Consider the following 18,220-nt stretch of genomic DNA (forward strand, 5'->3'; position numbering starts at 1 on the left):
GAGCGCGGCAAGGAGGCAGGGTCTTGCCATGCGAGAGATGCCGCGCATATTTTATCCTATGTAAGTTAAATGTAGCCTTATTTCGGTAAAAAATGCGCGATTCAGGGCCGCGTCGGCCTTTCGATTCCCAAACGAACATTGATTCGCGCGGACAATAGCGCTACGCTAACGCCTTTGGTTGGTCGTCAACTACTTGATTTAACAGCGGGAACCCTGGTTCATGGCACGCAAGTGGCTCCGCAACGGCGCGCTCGCGTCCGTCTTCGCGATGTTCGCGATGGGTATCGTCGGTACACCGACGGGCAGTCTGGTTTCCGCCGCTTACGCACGGCAGGCCGTTTCGGCCGACCTGGCCGTCGGCGGGGTCGATACGATCCCGACCGCCCGTCTGCCGCGCGAGGCCGTGACCACGCTTGGCCTGATCGGCGCCGGTGGCCCCTATCCGTACGAGAAAGACGGCATCGTCTTTGGCAACCGCGAGCGGATCTTGCCGAAGGCGAAGCGCGGCTACTACCACGAATACACGGTGCCGACGCCGCGCGCCCGCAATCGCGGCGCGCGCCGCATCGTCTGTGGCGGGCCGTTGCGCCGGATCGACAACTGTTATTACACGGACGACCACTACAACAGTTTTAAACGTATTGTTGAATGACTTCGGGATGAATGGCATGAGCGACTCCATCTACGCGCACGACACGGCGGGGGCGGAACTGTTCGCGGCCGGCGACGGCAATCTGTTTCAGCGCGTGATGCAACTACACGCGGTGGCACAGGCCGGCGGCGCGTCGGAGCAACAGGAAGCCGAGCCCGGGCTTTCATCGAACGAGGAGCCTATGAGCCTTTTCACGACCGTGCGACCCAACCTCGTGCAGTCGATCCGCGCGTTCCGCGTGCAGGATCTCGCCGACGAAGCCAGCCGGCTCGGCCAGCATTTCCTGTACGCGTATTGCGGCGCAGCGCAGTCGAAGCAGGAGGTGATGGAGACGATCGCGACGTCGTTCCTGTTTCCGAAGCATTTCGGGAAGAACTACGACGCGCTGTACGACTGCCTGACCGACCTCGTCGCGAAGGCCGGCGCGCAGCCCGGGTTCGTGATCGTCCTCGAAGGGCTGCCAATCGCGCAGAAATTCGACAAGGAAGGGCGCGAGACGCTGCTCGACGTGTTCCGCGAAGCCGCCGAGTTCTGGGCCGAGCGCAAGGTCGCGTTCCGCGTGTTCTATTCGTTCGCGTAAGCGCGTCGGCGGGCCGGTACGCAGCGTCATCGCGGCTTGCAGTCGTTGTTCGCCGCCGGCACCGGAATCAGGTCCGCAACTTCTCCGAAACCCGCCTTTGTGCGGGTTTTTTTGCGTTGGGCGACAAAATCGGCGGGCATGCCGGGTACCCATGGACCGTGCTCCACATCGTCGTAGCCATCCCAGCGATAAGCAGATCAAGGCAATAGGACAGCGCAGATTTTGCCGGTCTGTCGCGTGCATCTGACGAGTCGCGGAAACCCGCTCGAGCAGCGAAATACAATTTTCGCTCGTTCACTCGTCCGATGAAATTCATGAAACGAATTGCTGGGGTTCTTATGCTTGGGATGGCGGTGACACCGGCAACGGGATTCGCGGAAGGTGCGCACATTTGCTGGATTACCCAGGTAAGCCGCGTCGACGAAGGGGTAAAAGTCGATTTTTCGGGCAATTTGCGCGTCATTTCCTTCCGTCGGGCCGACACGTCCGAGCCGGGCTCGGGTGTGTCGACTCGGCGGGAGCGTCGATCAGCAGGTTCCATGCATGAGCGCTCGCTCGTGCTGGCAATGGGCGACACGGTGGCCGCCACCATGGCCATTCCCGAAGATTATTGCGAGTACAAGGCGGAAGTACGCGATGGGCGGGCGGGTGTCACGGCGCGCTCGATAATGCGCTTGCACGGATTGCCTCCAAATACGACAACGCAATTTATCGCCGCGGAATGAACCCGAGACGATCTGCGCGTTGAAGTAGAGCCGGATCGAATCGTTCGCGGTTGCCGTTCACCACCCGCCCCAGCGTGCCGCCAGCGCCGCGAGCACGGCCGCACCGGCCGTTTCCGTGCGCAGCACACGGGGCCCGAGCGACAACGCCGTGAACCCGTGCGCGCGGGCCGCGTTTTCTTCGTCCGGCGACAGACCGCCTTCCGGCCCGATCAGCAGCGTGACTTCCGCCGCGGGCGGCGCGTCGGGCAGCGACGCGAACGGGATGCTCGCGCGCGGCGACAGCAGCAGCCGCAGCTCGCCGTCGGCCGGCGCGGCCGGCAGCGTGTCGAGCCACGCGCCGAAGCCGCGTACCGGCGCGACGTCGGGCACGCGGTTGCGTCCGCATTGTTCGCACGACGCGCGCACGACGCCGCGCCAGTGCGCGACGCGCTTGTCCGCGCGCTCGCCCGACAGTTTCACGACGCCGCGCGCGGTCGACAGCGGCACGACCGCCGCGACGCCGAGCTCGACGGCTTTCTCGATGACCCAGTCCATCTTGTCGCCGCCGGCGATGCCCTGCGCGAGCGTGACGCGATACGGCGGCTCGGCCTCGGCCGGGTCGAACGCCTCGATCTGCGCGAGCGCGTTGCGCTTGTCGATCTCGACGAGTCGCGCGCGGTACTGTCCGCCGCTGCCGTCGAACAGCGCGAGCGTGTCGCCGGGCTGCAGCCGGAGCACCTGCGCGTGACGCGCGACCTCGGCCGGCAGGGTGAGCGTCGCATCGGCGCGCAGCGCCCCTTCGACGAAAAAGCGCGGCACGGCCGCGGTGGTGGTGGCTTCACTCATGTTGGGCGCGGCTCCGTTCATGCGCTCAGGCGGCAACCGAGCGCCCACCGGTAGCCGTTGAGATCCTCGATCTGCGCGAAGCGGTCGCCCCAGAACTGGTCCTGCGGCGCGGTCAGCGACTTCGCGCCCGCGTCGAGCGCGCGCTGCCAGGTCGTGTCGACATCGTCGACATACAGATAGAACGATTGCGGGGCGGTTGCGTCCGCACTCTTCGGCGTGAGCGCGGTCGAGCCGAACGCGCCTTCGGGCGCGAACATCACGATCAGCTGCCCGCGGTAGGTCATCTCGACGTGCATGATCGCGCCGTCTTCATCGAGAACGTCGCGCAGCTCGAAGCCGAATGCGGCCTGGAAGAAATCGATGGCCGCCTGCGTATTTCGCACGGCCAGATAGGGCGTCAACCAAGGCACGTTGGCCGGACGTGGATCGGTCATGAAAATCATCTCCTGTCGAACAGTGTTGGCGCTTGAGCGGCTACGCCGGTCCCATGCTTCGCGGTCCAACGGGTATGGCGCCCGGGCGCCCGGTCCCGCGCCATGTCGCGGACATCTGGGGGGACCCCGGTATTCGTTCCGGGCCTGAGTGTCGCAGGTCGAGCGCGGGAGAACGCGCGACTTCCTGCAGAACGATGCGTTCGCCCGTCAGCTCAGCGGCGAGCGCCCAGTGTATCGCGCAGCGCGCGCGGCAGGGCAAAGAGGGCCGCATGAAGTCGCGCATCGTAGTAGCGCAATCCCTGCACGTGGCGTGCGGCGAGGCGTTCGTCGACGTCGTGCGCGAACAGCGCCGCCGCATCGAGCGTATCGCTCGCGATCGCCATCAGCCATTGGGAGCCGTACAGCGGCACATGCGCGGACAGCGGATCGACGACCGCGAAGCTCGCGCGCAGGTCGTCGAGCAGCGCGGCGATGCGCGCCGCGTGGAACACCGGCGAGCCGAGGTGCATCGAGATCGCGCCGCGCGGCGTGAGGATCCGCTTGAGCCGCGCGTAGAACTCGCGCGTATAGAGGCCGGCCGCGGGCGAATCGGGCGGCGTGAGGTCGAACACGACGAGATCGAAATGCTCGATGGTCGACGTGACGAAATGCGCGGCGTCGCCGATCACGACCTCGACGCGCGGGTCGTCGAGTGCGCCCTGGTGCACGTCGTCGAGATAGCGGCGCGCCATGCCGACCACTTCGTCGTCGAGCTCCGCGACGACGATCCGCTCGATGCACGCGTGCTTGAGCAACTGGCGCGCGGCGCCGCCGTCGCCGCCGCCGAGCACGAGCGCCTTCTTCGGGCACGGATGCGCGAGTGCGGCCGGATGCGTCATGCACTCGTGATACACGTATTCGTCGCCGACCGACGTCATCGGCCGGCCGTCCAGCGTAAACAGGCGCCCGAGCTGCGGCGTTTCCCAGACTTCGATGCGCTGGTGCGACGACGCGACGTGCGCGAGCCGACGTGCGTTCGGGAAGCCGTAGGCGACGTTCGGCGTGGGATGGAAGAGAAGGGTCGTGTTCACGGGTGGGCCGCTGGGAGGGCGGGCAGTTCCGACGCCTGAATTATAGGAGGCGTGCGGTTGTACAGAAAAGCGTGCCGGAACACCGCGCATCGACAAGGGAAATGTCGGCCCATCTGTTAAAATGACGAGCTTTGCAGCCCCGTCCGTAGGCTCCGTCCGCTTCGCGTCCGTCAGGCGCCGCACCGCGCGCCGGGAACGATTGACGCTCGAGCTTCCGGATGCCGCCGTGCCCCCGTTTCCTCGACTCGTTCTCCGGACTCGACATGACGACTTCGTCTCCCGCCTCTACCACCCTGATGGCCAACGCGATCCGTGCGCTCGCGATGGACGCCGTCCAGCAAGCGAACTCCGGCCACCCCGGCATGCCGATGGGCATGGCCGAAATCGGCGTTGCGCTCTGGTCGCGCCACCTGAAGCACAACCCGACGAACCCGCACTGGTCAGACCGCGACCGCTTCGTGCTGTCGAACGGCCATGGCTCGATGCTGCTGTACTCGCTGCTGCACCTGACCGGCTACGACCTGCCGATCGAGGAACTGAAGAATTTCCGCCAGCTGCACTCGAAGACGCCGGGGCACCCCGAATACGGCATCACGCCGGGCGTCGAGACGACCACCGGCCCGCTCGGCCAGGGTCTGGCGAACGCGGTCGGCATGGCGCTCGGCGAAGCGCTGATGGCCGACGAGTTCAACCGTGACGGCGCGAAGATCGTCGATCACCACACGTACGTGTTCGTCGGCGACGGCTGCCTGATGGAAGGCATCTCGCACGAAGCCTGCTCGCTCGCGGGCACGCTGAAGCTGAACAAGCTGATCGCGCTGTACGACGACAACGGCATCTCGATCGACGGCGACGTCGTCAACTGGTTCCACGACGACACGCCGAAGCGCTTCGAGGCATACGGCTGGAACGTGATCCCGAACGTGAACGGCCACGACGTCGACGCGGTCGACGCGGCCATCGCGAAGGCGAAGCTGTCTGACAAACCGACGCTGATCTGCTGCAAGACGGTGATCGGCAAGGGCGCGGCGACCAAGGCCGGTGGCCACGACGTGCACGGCGCGGCGCTCGGCGCGGAAGAAATCGCGAAGACGCGCGAAGCGCTCGGCTGGAAGTGGGAGCCGTTCGTGATTCCGCAGGAAGTCTATGCGGCCTGGGACGCGAAGGAAGCCGGCAAGCGTGCCGAGACCGAATGGGACGCGACGTTCGCGCAATATCGCGAGAAATTCCCGGCGGAAGCCGCTGAATTCGAGCGCCGGATGGCCAACCAGCTGCCGCCCGACTGGGCCGAGAAGGCCGCGGCGATCATCGCCGGCGCGAACGAGCGCGCCGAGACGGTCGCGACCCGCAAGGCGTCGCAGCAGGCCATCGAAGGGCTCGCCGCCGTCCTGCCGGAACTGCTCGGCGGCTCGGCCGACCTGACCGGCTCGAACCTGACCAACTGGAAGGCATCGAAGGCGGTGCGCGCGAATCCGGAAGGCGCGGGCGTGCTGCTCGGCAACCACATCAACTACGGCGTGCGCGAATTCGGCATGAGCGCCGCGCTCAACGGCCTCGCGCTGCACGGCGGCCACAAGCCGTTCGGCGGCACGTTCCTGACGTTCTCCGACTACAGCCGCAACGCGCTGCGCGTCGCGGCGCTGATGAAAGTCCCGTCGATCTTCGTGTTCACGCACGATTCGATCGGCCTCGGCGAAGACGGCCCGACGCACCAGTCCGTCGAGCACGTGTCGAGCCTGCGCCTGATCCCGAACCACGACGTGTGGCGTCCGGCCGACACGGTCGAGACGGCCGTCGCATGGACCCACGCCGTTGCCGCCGACCGTCCGTCGAGCCTGATCTTCAGCCGCCAGAACCTCGCGTTCAACCCGCGTACCGAAGCGCAGATCGCGAACATCGAGAAGGGCGGCTACGTGCTGAAGGACTGGGACGAAGAGATCGTCGCGCGCAAGATCATCCTGATCGCAACGGGCTCGGAAGTCGAACTCGCGATGAAGGCCGTCGAGCCCCTCGCGCAGCAGGGCATCGCGGCCCGCGTCGTGTCGATGCCGTCGACCAACGTGTTCGATCGCCAGGACGCCGAATATCGTGAGCGCGTGCTGCCGCACGGCGTGCGCCGCGTCGCGATCGAAGCGGGCGTGACGAGCTTCTGGCACAAGTACGTCGGCCTCGAAGGCGGCGTCGTCGGGATCGACACGTTCGGCGAATCGGCGCCGGCCGGCGTGCTGTTCAAGTACTTCGGCTTCACCGTCGAGCACGTCGTCGAGACCGCGAAGGCCGTGCTGGCCTGAAAGCATTCGCGACGCGCGCCACCCGTCGCGCGCGTCGCACCGTGAAGCTGCACGTAACTAATTTTTTTCAGCCATCAGGAGATAGACCATGACGATCCGCGTCGCAATCAACGGCTACGGCCGCATCGGCCGCAACACGCTGCGCGCGTTCTATGAAAACGGCAAGAAGCACGATCTCGAGATCGTCGCGATCAACGACCTGGGCGACGCGAAGACCAACGCGCACCTGACCCAGTACGACACCGCGCACGGCAAGTTCCCGGGCGACGTGTCGGTCGACGGCGACTACCTCGTCGTGAACGGCGACAAGATCCGCGTGCTGGCCAACCGCAACCCGGCAGAACTGCCGTGGGGCGAGCTCGGCGTCGACGTCGTGATGGAATGCACGGGCTTCTTCACGACGAAGGAAAAGGCGAGCGCGCACCTGAAGGGTGGCGCGAAGAAGGTGATCATCTCGGCGCCGGGCGGCAAGGACGTCGACGCAACGATCGTCTACGGCGTGAACCACGACGTGCTGAAGGCCGAGCACACCGTCATCTCGAACGCATCGTGCACGACGAACTGCCTCGCGCCGCTCGTCAAGCCGCTGAACGACAAGATCGGCCTCGAAACCGGCCTGATGACGACGATCCACGCTTACACGAACGACCAGGTGCTGACGGACGTCTATCACGAAGACCTGCGCCGCGCGCGTTCGGCCACCCACAGCCAGATCCCGACGAAGACGGGCGCGGCTTCCGCCGTCGGCCTCGTGCTGCCGGAACTGAACGGCAAGCTCGACGGCTACGCGATCCGTGTCCCGACGATCAACGTGTCGATCGTCGACCTGTCGTTCATCGCCAAGCGCGACACGACGGTCGAGGAAGTCAACGCGATCATGAAGGAAGCATCGGAAGGCGCGCTGAAGGGCATCCTCGGCTACAACGACGCGCCGCTGGTGTCGATCGACTTCAACCACAACCCGGCTTCGTCGACGTTCGACGCGACGCTGACCAAGGTGTCGGGCCGCCTCGTCAAGGTGTCGAGCTGGTACGACAACGAGTGGGGTTTCTCGAACCGCATGCTGGATACGGCAGTCGCGTTCGCGAACGCGAAGTAATCCCGCACGTTGCGTGGCCGCCGTCAGGCGGCCTTCGCGGCGAACAAGCCCGGCCGGGTGTTTTCCGGCCGGGCTTTTTTTATTTCGCGGGATGGGCCGCGACGGTGCTGCCGGACGGCGTCGGGAAGAAGATGCCCGCGCGCTGCGCGGCGTTCGCGATGTGCGTCTCGATCGCGGTGCCGGCCGCGGCCGCATCGCGGGCGATCAGCGCGTCGACGATCGCGCGGTGCTCGTGCCACGTCGACAGCAGCAGCTCGCGCCGGTAGAACGGCATGCGCTGGCTTTCCTTCATGATGTCCGCGCTGCTGCGCAGCACGGACTCGATCGCCGCGTTGCCGGCGAGATGGATGATCCGCATGTGGAAGTCGAAGTCGAGCCGCGACGCTTCGTCCAGCTCGCTGTCGGTGAGCGCCACGTGCAGGTCGGCGAGGTTGTCCTCGAACCATGCGATGTCGTCGTCGGTGACGACGTGCGCAGCCATCCGCGCGGCGAACCCTTCGAGCGCATAGCGCATCTGGTACGTGTCGGGCGGCGACGACTGCTCGGCGAACTGCCATGGATGGGCGGCGCTCGCCTGCGCGCTTTCGACATAGACGCCCTTGCCGGCGCGGATGCGCAGCATCCCGAGCGCCTCGAGCGTGGAGAGCGCCTCGCGCAGCGACGCACGGCTGATCTCCAGCTCCTCGGAGAGCTGGCGCTGGGCCGGCAGCAGGCTGCCGACCGGATAGACGCCTGCCTCGATCCGGTCGCGGATCGTCGCGATGGCGGCGTCGGTCACGGTGTGCGGAACGTTTTTCATGATGTGAGCGATGGCCGGTCTGACCGGCATTGTAATCCGCGCGCGTGCGGAGCATGAGCGCCCTACGGGAAAGCCACGATCCGCCCCTGTTTGGCGCGCCGGAAAATCGGTGCGCATGGGAGGGAAATCCCTATTTTGATCGCGCTTGACGACACTATATCGGCTTCCTACTATCCACCATAACATCACTGGTCTTACCAGTATGAACAGACGAAACTGCAACCGTTGATCGGGAGAGCGCCGTGTCGAAATTCCTCAATTCGCTGTTTGGCCGGGTAGTCGTCGCATTAATCCTGGGGGTCGCGCTCGGCGCGTTCTTCCCGCATTTCGCCGAGTCGCTGCGACCGCTCGGCGACGGCTTCCTGAAGCTCATCAAGATGGTCATCGGCCCGATCGTGTTCTGCGTCGTGGTCAGCGGGATGGCCAATGCGGGCGATCTGAAGAAGGTCGGCCGGGTCGGGCTGAAGGCCGTCATCTACTTCGAGGTGATGACCACGCTCGCGCTCGGCATCGGGCTCGTCCTCGCGTGGCTCACGCGCCCGGGCGTCGGGATGAACATCGATCTCCGCTCGCTCGACGCAGCTTCGCTCACGTCGTACGCGAAGAACGCCGAAAGCCTGAAGGACACGGCCGGCTACCTGATGAAGATCATCCCCGAGACCGCGATCGACGCGTTCGCGAAGGGCGACATCCTGCAGATCCTCGTGTTCGCGGTGCTGTTCGGCTCCGCGCTGTCGCTGCTCGGCGACAAGGCGCAGCGCGTGAACAGCCTGATCGAGGAACTGTCGCACGTGTTCTTCCGCATCATCGGCTTCATCATCAAGCTCGCGCCGCTCGGCGTGCTCGGTGCGATCGCGTTCACGACCGGCAAGTACGGCGTCTCGTCGCTCAAGCAGCTCGGCTACCTCGTCGCGGTGTTCTACCTGAGCTGCTTCGTGTTCGTCACGGTCGTGCTCGGCGTGGTGATGCGTCTCGCGGGTTTCTCGGTGTTCAAGCTGATCCGCTACCTGCGCGAGGAACTGTCGATCGTGCTCGGCACGGCATCGTCGGACGCGGTGCTGCCGCAGGTGATGAGCAAGCTCGAATACATGGGCATCAAGGATTCGACGGTCGGCCTCGTGATCCCGACCGGCTACTCGTTCAACCTCGACGGCTTCTCGATCTACCTGACGCTCGCCGTGCTGTTCATCGCGCAGGCTACCAATACGCCGCTGTCCACGCATGACCTGATCGTCGTGCTGCTCGTATCGCTCGTCACGTCGAAGGGCGCGCACGGGATTCCGGGTTCGGCGATCGTGATCCTCGCGGCGACGCTGTCGGCGATTCCCGCGATTCCGGTGCTCGGCCTCGTGCTGATCCTGCCGGTCGACTGGTTCGTCGGCATCGCCCGCGCGCTGACCAACCTGATCGGCAACTGCGTCGCGACGGTGGTCGTCGCAGTGTGGGAGAACGACATCGACCGGGCCCGCGCGACGCGCGTGCTGAACCGCGAGCTGCGCTACGTGGCGGCCGACGCACAGGGCAGCAGCGCACCGGTCGCCGGCGACCAGGCTCACGCGCTCTGAGTATCACGCGTGCGCAGCGGCTTGCCCCGGCTGCCGCGCGCGAGCGAATTTCCCGCGGCCGGCGCCACGACGCGCCGACCCATCTCGAAAAAATAGTGGAGACGACATGGCAGCCCCCATCCTCGATCCGAACGCGCCGGCCTTCACGCGGCGCTACATGAACCTCGCCGACCCGCGACTGGGCGCGCAGGCGCTCTTCGCGAGCGACGAATTCTTCGCGCCGAAGGAGCGCATGCTCAATCCCGAGCCGGCCGTCTTCATTCCCGGCAAGTACGACGATCACGGCAAGTGGATGGACGGCTGGGAAACGCGCCGCAAGCGCACCACCGGCCACGACTTCTGCGTGGTCCGGCTCGCGCGGCCGGGCGTGATTTACGGCGTCGATCTCGATACGAGCCACTTCACCGGCAACTTCCCGCCGGCTGCGTCGATCGACGCTTGCGCGGTGAACGGCGACACGCCGCCGGACGACGCCGATTGGCGCACGATCGTCCCCGCGACGACGCTGCAGGGCAATTCGCATCACTATGTCGGCGTCGATGACGCGCAACCGTTCACGCACCTGCGCGTGAACCTGTATCCGGACGGCGGGCTCGCGCGCTTGCGCGTGTACGGCCAGCCGCAGCGCGACTGGCGCCACGTTCCGACGGGCGAGCTCGTCGATCTCGCGGCGATCGAGAACGGCGGCTACCTGGTGGCCGCGAACAACCAGCACTTCGGTCCGGCCTCGCAGATGCTGATGCCGGGGCGCGGCGCGAACATGGGCGACGGCTGGGAAACGCGGCGGCGCCGCGAGCCCGGCAACGACTGGGCGATCGTCGCGCTGGCGCGGCCGGGCATCATCCGGCGCGTCGAGGTCGATACGGCGTTCTTCAAGGGCAACTTCCCCGACCGCTGTTCGCTGCAGGCCGCGCGGGTCGCGGGCGGCACCGACGACTCGCTCGTCACGCAGGCGATGTTCTGGGCTGAACTGCTCGGCGAGCAAAAGCTGCAGATGGACCACGTGCATACGTTCGACCAGCTCGCGGCGCTCGGCCCGGTCACGCACGTGCGCTTCAACATCTTCCCGGACGGCGGCGTGTCGCGCCTGCGTCTGTGGGGCGAGCCGGCTTGAAGGAGGGCAACGGCATGAGCGGACCCCACATCCTGCGCGTCGAGCGCCTGACCCGCGAAGCGTTCGCGCCGTTCGGCGACGTGATCGCGCTCGAAGGCGCGCGGCATTTCCCGATCAACGGCGGCACGACCGAGCGCTTTCACGATCTCGCGACGATCGATGTCTGCGCGGACGGCGGCCGGCCGCTCGTCAGCGTGTTTCGCGCGCAGCCGCGCGCGCTGCCGGTCGCGATCACGCTGATGGAGCGCCATCCGCACGGCAGCCAGGCGTTCATCCCGCTCGCGGCCGTGTCGCGCTACGCGATCGTCGTCGCGCCGGCCGGCGAGTTCCGGCCCGACGCGATGCGCGCGTTCCTGGCCGAAGGCTGGCAGGGCGTGAATTATGCGAAGGGCGTCTGGCACCATCCGCTGCTCGCGCTCGACGCGGTGAGCGACTTCGTGATTGTCGACCGCGGCGGCCCGCAGCCGAACTGCGACGAGATTCCGCTCGACGACGCATGGGCGCTCGAGTTCGAGCCGGCCTGCGCGAGCGCGGCCTGACGCACGACGAAGGGCGGCATCAGGCGTCGATCATCGGGCGTCGACGGTCGCGCGGCGGCTGCAAGGCTCGCCGCAGCACGATCGATTGAAAACATTCGTTTCGACCCGGCCCGCAGGCGACCGCGGGGCGCTTTCATTCCGGTTCCAAAAACAACACGGCCCGGGCGGCGAGGTGCCGGCCGGGCCGTCGCACGGGTGCGAAGGGTTCGATCAGTGCTTGCGGTGCGGGCAGTTCTCGGTCGTGCACGAACCGTACATCGCGAGCGAGTGTTCCTGGAGCCGGAAGCCGCGTTCCTTCGCGATGGCCTGCTGGCGGCTTTCGATCTCGGTATCGAAGAACTCCTCGACGCGGCCGCAATCGAGGCAGACGAGGTGATCGTGGTGCGAACCTTCATTCAATTCGAACACGGCCTTGCCGGATTCGAAGTTGCTGCGCGTGAGCAGGCCGGCCTGCTCGAACTGCGTCAGCACGCGGTAAACGGTGGCGAGCCCGATGTCGAGTTGCTCGTTGAGCAGGTTGCGGTAGACGTCTTCGGCAGTCAGGTGACGCACCGGGCTTTGCTGGAAGATCTCGAGAATCTTGAGGCGCGGTAGGGTGGCCTTTAGCCCGATATTCTTGAGATCCGTCGGATTGGTCATGGCTAGGCATCCCTAGAGTACAATGCAGGGCTTCAATGTTACCGGCTTTTCGCCGTTCCAGAAACACGCGCGGCTCGCGACGCGGGCCTGCACGGTGACGGAAATGTTCCCGGAATCCCTTTCGCACTTTCAGAGGAGTCGCATGCGGAGTGCCATCATCGCTGCCGCCGCCGTTGCCGCGCTGGCTGGTTGTTCGTCGTACGACAGCGTGACGCAGCGCATCGCGCAGAGCATCACGCCCTATCGGATCACGGTCGTGCAGGGCAACTTCGTGTCGCAGGAGAAGGCCGCGCAGCTGCAGGCCGGCATGACGCGCGAGCAGGTGCGCGCGCTGCTCGGCACGCCGCTGCTGGCGGACATGTTCCATGCCGACCGCTGGGATTACCTCTTTTACTTCAAGCGCGGCTCGACGTCCGTCGTCCAGCAGCGCGATCTCGTGCTGACGTTCGCGGGCGATCGCCTCGCGAGCTGGACGGGCGCCGACAACCTGCCTTCCGAGCTCGACCTGCTGGCCGATATCGACGGCGACCGCGGCGGCAAGAAGGCGAAGGCCGCAGCCGCGGCGAAGAAGGCGGCCGAAGCGGCCGCCGCCGCGAGCGCCGCGCAGGCTGCCGAGGCCGCGAGCCCGTCCGCCGGGCTGGCGTCCGGCGCGGCGGTCGACCAGGATGCGAACGCCCAGGCGGCGCGCGCGGCGAACCGCGCGACCAACCAGGTATCGGGGCAGGGCTCGGCCAGCCGCCGCTTCACGCCGTCCGCGCAGGCTTCGGGCGGCCCGCCGGTGCCGGGCGGCCAGCCGCCGGGCGCCGCGCCGGCGATCCAGCCGCAGTTCCAGTTCCATCGCCCGCCGCAGCCGAACGTGTCGAACGAAGCGGCGCCGCCCGTCGGCCCGCAAGGCTCCGACAACCTGCAGAACCAGCCGCTCAACGCGCCGGCCCAGTAAGCGTCTGGCGTGCGGAAACAGGGCGGCATGCGCCGCCCGCCTTTAGACCTGTCGTGTAGAAAGCCATGAAGATTGCGATTGCCGGTGCATCGGGCCGTATGGGCCGGATGCTGATCGAAGCCGTTCTCGACGATTCCGACGCGCAGCTGGTCGGCGCGCTCGACCGCGCCGATTCGCCGTTCCTCGGCCAGGACGCGGGCGCGTTCCTCGGCAAGGAAACCGGAGTCAAGCTGACCGACGACCTCGACGCCGTGTTCGCGCAGGCCGACTACCTGATCGACTTCACGCGGCCGGAAGGCACGATCGCGCACGTCGCGGCCGCGCTGCGCCACGACGTGAAGCTCGTGATCGGCACGACCGGCTTCACCGCCGAGCAGAAGGCCGAGCTGCAGGCCGCCGCGGCCAGGATCGGCATCGTGTTCGCGGCGAACATGAGCGTCGGCGTGAACGTCACGCTGAAGCTGCTCGAATTCGCGGCGAAGCATTTCTCGCACGGCTACGACATCGAAATCATCGAGGCGCACCACCGTCACAAGGTCGACGCGCCGTCGGGCACCGCGCTGATGATGGGCGAAGCGGTGGCCGGCGCGCTCGGGCGCTCGCTCGACGACTGCGCGGTGTACGGCCGCCACGGCGTGACGGGCGAACGCGATCCGTCGACGATTGGCTTTGCGGCCGTGCGCGGCGGCGACATCGTCGGCGATCACACCGTGCTGTTCGCCGGGATCGGCGAACGGATCGAGATCACGCACAAGTCGTCGAGCCGCGTGTCGTACGCGCAGGGCGCGCTGCGTGCGGTCCGCTTCCTGTCGGCGCGCGGCGCCGGCCTGTTCGACATGCAGGACGTGCTCGGCCTGCGCTGACCCTCACGGGGAAACTCCGATGGCGATTCCCACCGGCGTTGTCCACTACCTCGAAAGCGGCGATGCGATCACGCACGCCGTCGCCTACGTGCTGCTGGCGATGTCCGTCGCCAGCTGGTGCTTTCTCCTCATGAAGGCCTGGCTGCTGGTCCGCGCGAAGCGGCAGGGGCCGCGCGCGCTCGCCGCGTTCTGGCGCGCGGCGTCGCTCGACGCGGGCATCGACGCGCTCGCCGGCGCCGATCGCGAGCGCGTGTTCGTGCCGCTCGCCGAAGCCGCGCGCGACGCGGCCGACCAACACGATCCGGCCGCGCTGGCCGCGCGCGTCGAGCGCAGCGAACGCGTGCTGCGCGCGCTGCGTCACGCGATGCTGCGCTCGCAGCGGCGTCTCGAGTTCGGTCAGGTGCTGCTCGCGTCGATCGGCAGCACCGCGCCGTTCGTCGGGCTGCTCGGCACCGTGTGGGGCATCTATCACGCGCTCGGCAGCATCGCCGCGAGCGGACAGGCGCAGATCGAGAACGTCGCGGGGCCGGTCGGCGAGGCGCTGATCATGACTGCGTTCGGGCTCGTCGTCGCGATTCCCGCGGTGCTTGCCTACAACATCCTCGGGCGACTCGTGCGCCAGCTCGCCGAGGAACTCGACGGCTTCGCGCGCGACCTGCACGTATTCGTGTGCGCGCAGGGCGCCTGACGCGCGGCCGGGAGGAGCGACCATGGCATTCGGCGGACTGGAGCACCACAAGACGTCCGCGCCGATGGCGGAGATCAACATGACGCCGCTGATCGACGTGATGCTCGTGCTGCTCGTCATCTTCATCATCACCGCGCCGCTGATGACGCACGCGATCCGGCTCGACCTGCCGAAGGTCGCGGCCGGCGTCGCGCGCGATACGCCGCAATCGGTCACGCTGTCGATCGACGACGCCGGCAAGCTGTACTGGGACGACACACCCGTCGCACTCGACGCGCTGCCGGCGCGCTTTCAAGCCGCAGCAGCAGGCGCCGCGCCGCCCGAGTTGCGGCTGCGCGCGTCGCGCGCGACCCGCTACGACGTGATCGCGCAGGTGATGGGCGCCGCGCAGGCCGCGGGCCTCACGCGGATCGGCTTCGTCACCGACGTGCCGCCGGCGGGCGCCGCCGCGCCGGCCGCCGCGGGCGCGAAACACTGACGCGCCGGCGAACCGCCGCGCGGATCATCAGGCCAGTTCGCGCCCGCCGCGGGATCGGGCCGCGCGCCGCAAGACCGGCCGGATGGGCCGGCGCTGACGGTATAATCATCGTTTTTCCCGGCTGGCAGGTTTTTTCCAGGTAACCCGGAATTTTCCAGGTAACCCGGAAAATATCCGGAAACCCCGAACAGGTCCCGCAACAGCGAACCTGCAGTGCCGCCGGGTACGCACGATTTTCGATCCAATCCTGCGCGCGAGCCGTCGCGCTGCTTAAAGCCTAGTCCGAACCACACCATGCACGAGAGATACGTACCCGCCGACGTCGAAGCCGCCGCCCAGGGCGACTGGCGCGCAGCCGATGCCTACAAGACGAGGGAAGATTCGCAGAAGCCGAAGTTCTACTGCGTGTCGATGCTGCCGTATCCGTCCGGCAAGCTGCACATGGGTCACGTGCGCAACTACACGATCAACGACGTGATGTACCGCTATCTGCGGATGAACGGCTACAACACGCTGATGCCGATGGGCTGGGACGCGTTCGGTATGCCGGCCGAGAACGCCGCGATGGCGAACGGCGTGCCGCCCGCGAAGTGGACCTACGACAACATCGACTACATGAAGGGCCAGATGCAGTCGATGGGCCTCGCGATCGACTGGTCGCGCGAAATCGCGACATGCAAGCCCGACTACTACAAGTGGAACCAGTGGCTGTTCCTGAAGATGCTCGAGAAGGGCATCGCGTACAAGAAGACGGGCACCGTGAACTGGGACCCGGTCGACCAGACCGTGCTCGCGAACGAGCAGGTGATCGACGGCCGCGGCTGGCGCTCGGGCGCGCTCGTCGAGAAGCGCGAGATCCCGATGTACTACCTGCGCATCACGCAGTACGCGGATGAACTGCTGAACGATCTCGAGGGCCTCGGCTGGCCCGAGCGCGTGAAGATCATGCAGCAGAACTGGATCGGCAAGAGCTTCGGCGTGAACTTCGGCTTCCCGTACGAACTCGACGGCGAGAAGGCGCTCCTGCGCGTGTTCACGACGCGTGCCGACACGATCATGGGCGTCACGTTCTGCGCGGTCGCGGCCGAGCATCCGCTTGCCACGCGCCTCGCGCAGGGCAAGCCGGAACTGCAGGCGTTCATCGACGAATGCAAGCGCGGCGGCGTCGCCGAGGCCGATGTCGCGACGATGGAGAAGAAAGGCCTCGCGACGGGCTTCTCCGTGTCGCACCCGCTGACGGGCGAGCCGGTCGAGGTCTGGATCGGCAACTACGTGCTGATGAGCTATGGCGAAGGCGCGGTGATGGGCGTGCCGGGCCACGACGAGCGCGATTTCGCATTCGCGAAGAAGTACGGCCTGCCGATCAAGCAGGTGATTTCGAGCGAAGGGCAGACGTACTCGCTGGATGCCTGGCAGGAATGGTACGGCGACAAGGAAACCGCGGTCTGCGTGAACAGCGGCAAGTACGACGGGCTGCGCTACGCGGAAGCGGTCGACGCGGTCGCGGCCGACCTGAAGGCCGGCGGCTTCGGCGACAAGCAGGTCACGTGGCGCCTGCGCGACTGGGGCGTGTCGCGCCAGCGCTACTGGGGCACGCCGATCCCGATCATCCACTGCCCGTCGTGCGGCGACGTGCCGGTGCCGGAGCAGGACCTGCCGGTCGTGCTGCCGGAAGACCTCGTGCCGGACGGCTCGGGCAATCCGCTCGCGAAGTCGGAAGCGTTCCTGAACTGCTCGTGCCCGAAGTGCGGCGCGGCCGCGAAGCGCGAGACCGACACGATGGACACCTTCGTCGATTCGTCGTGGTACTTCTCGCGCTACACGGCGCCGGACGCCGACACGATGGTCGACGCGCGCACCGATTACTGGATGCCGATGGACCAGTACATCGGCGGCATCGAGCACGCGATCCTGCACCTGCTGTATTCGCGCTTCTGGACCAAGGTGATGCGTGACCTCGGCCTCGTGAAGTTCGGCGAGCCGGCGAAGAACCTGCTCACGCAGGGGATGGTGCTGAACGAGACGTTCTACCGCGAAGACGCATCCGGCAAGAAGACCTGGTACAACCCGACCGACGTGACGGTCACGCACGACGACAAGGGCCGCCCGGTCGGCGCGACGCTGAACACGGACGGCCAGCCGGTCGTGCTCGGCGGCATCGAGAAGATGTCGAAGTCGAAGAACAACGGCGTCGATCCGCAGGTGCTGATCGACCAGTACGGCGCCGATACCGCGCGCCTGTTCACGATGTTCGCGGCGCCGCCCGAGCAGCAGCTCGAATGGTCGGGCGCGGGCGTCGAAGGCGCGAGCCGCTTCCTGCGCCGCGTGTGGAGCTTCGGCGCGACGAACCGCGAGGCGCTCGCCGCGCGCGCGGGCTTCGACGCGGCCGCGCTCGGCGACGCCGACAAGGCGCTGCGCCGCGAAATCTACAGCGTGCTGAAGCAGGCCGATTTCGACTACCAGCGCCTGCAGTACAACACGGTCGTGTCGGCCGCGATGAAGATGCTGAACGCGATCGACGGCGCGAAGGGCGCGACGCCCGCCGTGCTGCGCGAGACGTACGGCGTGCTGCTGCGCGTGCTGTACCCTGTCGTGCCGCACGTCACGTTCGAGCTGTGGAAGGCGCTCGGCTACGCGGACGATTTCGGCCCGCTGCTCGACGCACCGTGGCCGAAGGTCGACGAGGCCGCGCTCGAGCAGGCCGAGATCGAACTCGTGCTGCAGGTGAACGGCAAGGTGCGCGGCGCGCTGAAGGTCGCGAAGGACGCGAGCCGCGAGGCGATCGAAGCCGCGGCAGTGGCCGACGAAGCGTTCGCGAAGTTCAGCGACGGCAAGCCGGCGAAGAAGATCGTCGTCGTGCCCGGCCGCCTCGTGAACATCGTCGTCTGACGGCCATTGGCCGTCGGGCGCACACAGAAG

The 18,220-nt window shown here is 66.8% G+C and carries 18 protein-coding genes; 13 read left to right on the plus strand and 5 right to left on the minus strand.

The features are described 5' to 3' along the window. Positions 1-220 precede the first annotated feature (220 nt). From SB786_RS14250 to SB786_RS14260, 3 genes are all read left to right on the plus strand, one after another. Positions 221-652, plus strand: coding sequence for a ribonuclease (locus tag SB786_RS14250; RefSeq protein WP_410728000.1), 432 nt, complete (start codon positions 221-223; stop codon positions 650-652). Between the two features lie 16 nt (positions 653-668). After that, on the plus strand, positions 669-1,232 hold the full coding sequence (locus SB786_RS14255) for a barstar family protein (protein ID WP_006753300.1): 564 nt from the start codon (positions 669-671) through the stop codon (positions 1,230-1,232). Between the two features lie 314 nt (positions 1,233-1,546). Next, positions 1,547-1,957, plus strand: coding sequence for a hypothetical protein (locus SB786_RS14260; RefSeq protein ID WP_410728001.1), 411 nt, complete (start codon positions 1,547-1,549; stop codon positions 1,955-1,957). A gap of 57 nt (positions 1,958-2,014) precedes the next feature. Here SB786_RS14260 and SB786_RS14265 read toward each other — a convergent pair whose 3' ends face one another. The 3 genes from SB786_RS14265 to speE form a co-directional block, all read right to left on the minus strand. Then, positions 2,015-2,782, minus strand: coding sequence for a 16S rRNA (uracil(1498)-N(3))-methyltransferase (locus SB786_RS14265; protein WP_410728002.1), 768 nt, complete (start codon positions 2,780-2,782; stop codon positions 2,015-2,017). Between the two features lie 17 nt (positions 2,783-2,799). Then, a complete protein-coding gene (locus SB786_RS14270; protein WP_410728003.1) occupies positions 2,800-3,216 on the minus strand; it encodes a VOC family protein in 417 nt (138 codons plus the stop codon). Positions 3,217-3,428: 212 nt separating this feature from the next. Beyond that, the gene (gene speE / locus SB786_RS14275) at positions 3,429-4,286 is read right to left on the minus strand and encodes a polyamine aminopropyltransferase (RefSeq protein ID WP_410728004.1); all 858 of its coding nucleotides are present in this window, start codon (positions 4,284-4,286) and stop codon (positions 3,429-3,431) included. A 218-nt stretch (positions 4,287-4,504) separates the two neighbouring features. Between speE and tkt the strand changes: the two genes are divergently transcribed. Together tkt and gap are read left to right on the plus strand one after the other, a co-directional pair. Beyond that, positions 4,505-6,577, plus strand: a complete 2,073-nt coding sequence (tkt, locus tag SB786_RS14280) for a transketolase (RefSeq protein ID WP_410728005.1) — start codon at positions 4,505-4,507, stop codon at positions 6,575-6,577. An 88-nt stretch (positions 6,578-6,665) separates the two neighbouring features. Beyond that, positions 6,666-7,676: a type I glyceraldehyde-3-phosphate dehydrogenase gene (gene gap, locus SB786_RS14285; protein WP_059581011.1), complete on the plus strand. Its 1,011-nt coding sequence runs from the start codon at positions 6,666-6,668 to the stop codon at positions 7,674-7,676. A 79-nt stretch (positions 7,677-7,755) separates the two neighbouring features. On the opposite strand, the gene SB786_RS14290 is transcribed toward gap, so the two are convergent. Further along, positions 7,756-8,505, minus strand: a complete 750-nt coding sequence (locus SB786_RS14290) for a FadR/GntR family transcriptional regulator (RefSeq protein WP_410728006.1) — start codon at positions 8,503-8,505, stop codon at positions 7,756-7,758. Between the two features lie 212 nt (positions 8,506-8,717). Between SB786_RS14290 and SB786_RS14295 the strand changes: the two genes are divergently transcribed. The 3 genes from SB786_RS14295 (at position 8,718) to SB786_RS14305 (ending at position 11,693) form a co-directional block, all read left to right on the plus strand. Further along, a complete protein-coding gene (locus SB786_RS14295) occupies positions 8,718-10,040 on the plus strand; it encodes a C4-dicarboxylate transporter DctA (RefSeq protein WP_006760298.1) in 1,323 nt (440 codons plus the stop codon). Positions 10,041-10,146: 106 nt separating this feature from the next. Further along, a complete protein-coding gene (gene alc / locus SB786_RS14300; RefSeq protein ID WP_410728007.1) occupies positions 10,147-11,154 on the plus strand; it encodes an allantoicase in 1,008 nt (335 codons plus the stop codon). Positions 11,155-11,168: 14 nt separating this feature from the next. Beyond that, positions 11,169-11,693, plus strand: a complete 525-nt coding sequence (locus tag SB786_RS14305; RefSeq protein WP_006753313.1) for an ureidoglycolate lyase — start codon at positions 11,169-11,171, stop codon at positions 11,691-11,693. Positions 11,694-11,903: 210 nt separating this feature from the next. Here the strand turns inward: SB786_RS14305 and fur are convergent, their stop codons facing one another. Next, positions 11,904-12,332 carry a ferric iron uptake transcriptional regulator gene (fur, locus tag SB786_RS14310; protein ID WP_410728009.1) on the minus strand — a complete coding sequence of 143 codons (429 nt, stop codon included), beginning with the start codon at positions 12,330-12,332 and terminating at the stop codon, positions 11,904-11,906. 142 nt (positions 12,333-12,474) lie between these two features. Between fur and SB786_RS14315 the strand changes: the two genes are divergently transcribed. The 5 genes from SB786_RS14315 (at position 12,475) to leuS (ending at position 18,190) form a co-directional block, all read left to right on the plus strand. Then, entirely contained in the window at positions 12,475-13,272 is a 798-nt protein-coding gene (locus tag SB786_RS14315) for an outer membrane protein assembly factor BamE (RefSeq protein WP_410728010.1), read from the plus strand. 65 nt (positions 13,273-13,337) lie between these two features. Continuing rightward, positions 13,338-14,135 carry a 4-hydroxy-tetrahydrodipicolinate reductase gene (gene dapB / locus SB786_RS14320; protein WP_410728011.1) on the plus strand — a complete coding sequence of 266 codons (798 nt, stop codon included), beginning with the start codon at positions 13,338-13,340 and terminating at the stop codon, positions 14,133-14,135. Positions 14,136-14,154: 19 nt separating this feature from the next. Then, complete coding sequence (locus tag SB786_RS14325; protein WP_006762731.1) at positions 14,155-14,823, plus strand: MotA/TolQ/ExbB proton channel family protein; 669 nt, start codon at positions 14,155-14,157, stop codon at positions 14,821-14,823. Between the two features lie 22 nt (positions 14,824-14,845). Next, complete coding sequence (locus tag SB786_RS14330) at positions 14,846-15,301, plus strand: ExbD/TolR family protein (RefSeq protein WP_410728012.1); 456 nt, start codon at positions 14,846-14,848, stop codon at positions 15,299-15,301. A gap of 294 nt (positions 15,302-15,595) precedes the next feature. Then, positions 15,596-18,190: a leucine--tRNA ligase gene (gene leuS / locus SB786_RS14335; protein WP_410728013.1), complete on the plus strand. Its 2,595-nt coding sequence runs from the start codon at positions 15,596-15,598 to the stop codon at positions 18,188-18,190. Positions 18,191-18,220: the final 30 nt, after the last annotated feature.

Source organism: Burkholderia sp. SIMBA_062 (genome assembly GCF_046534765.1).
Lineage (GTDB): Bacteria > Pseudomonadota > Gammaproteobacteria > Burkholderiales > Burkholderiaceae > Burkholderia > Burkholderia ambifaria.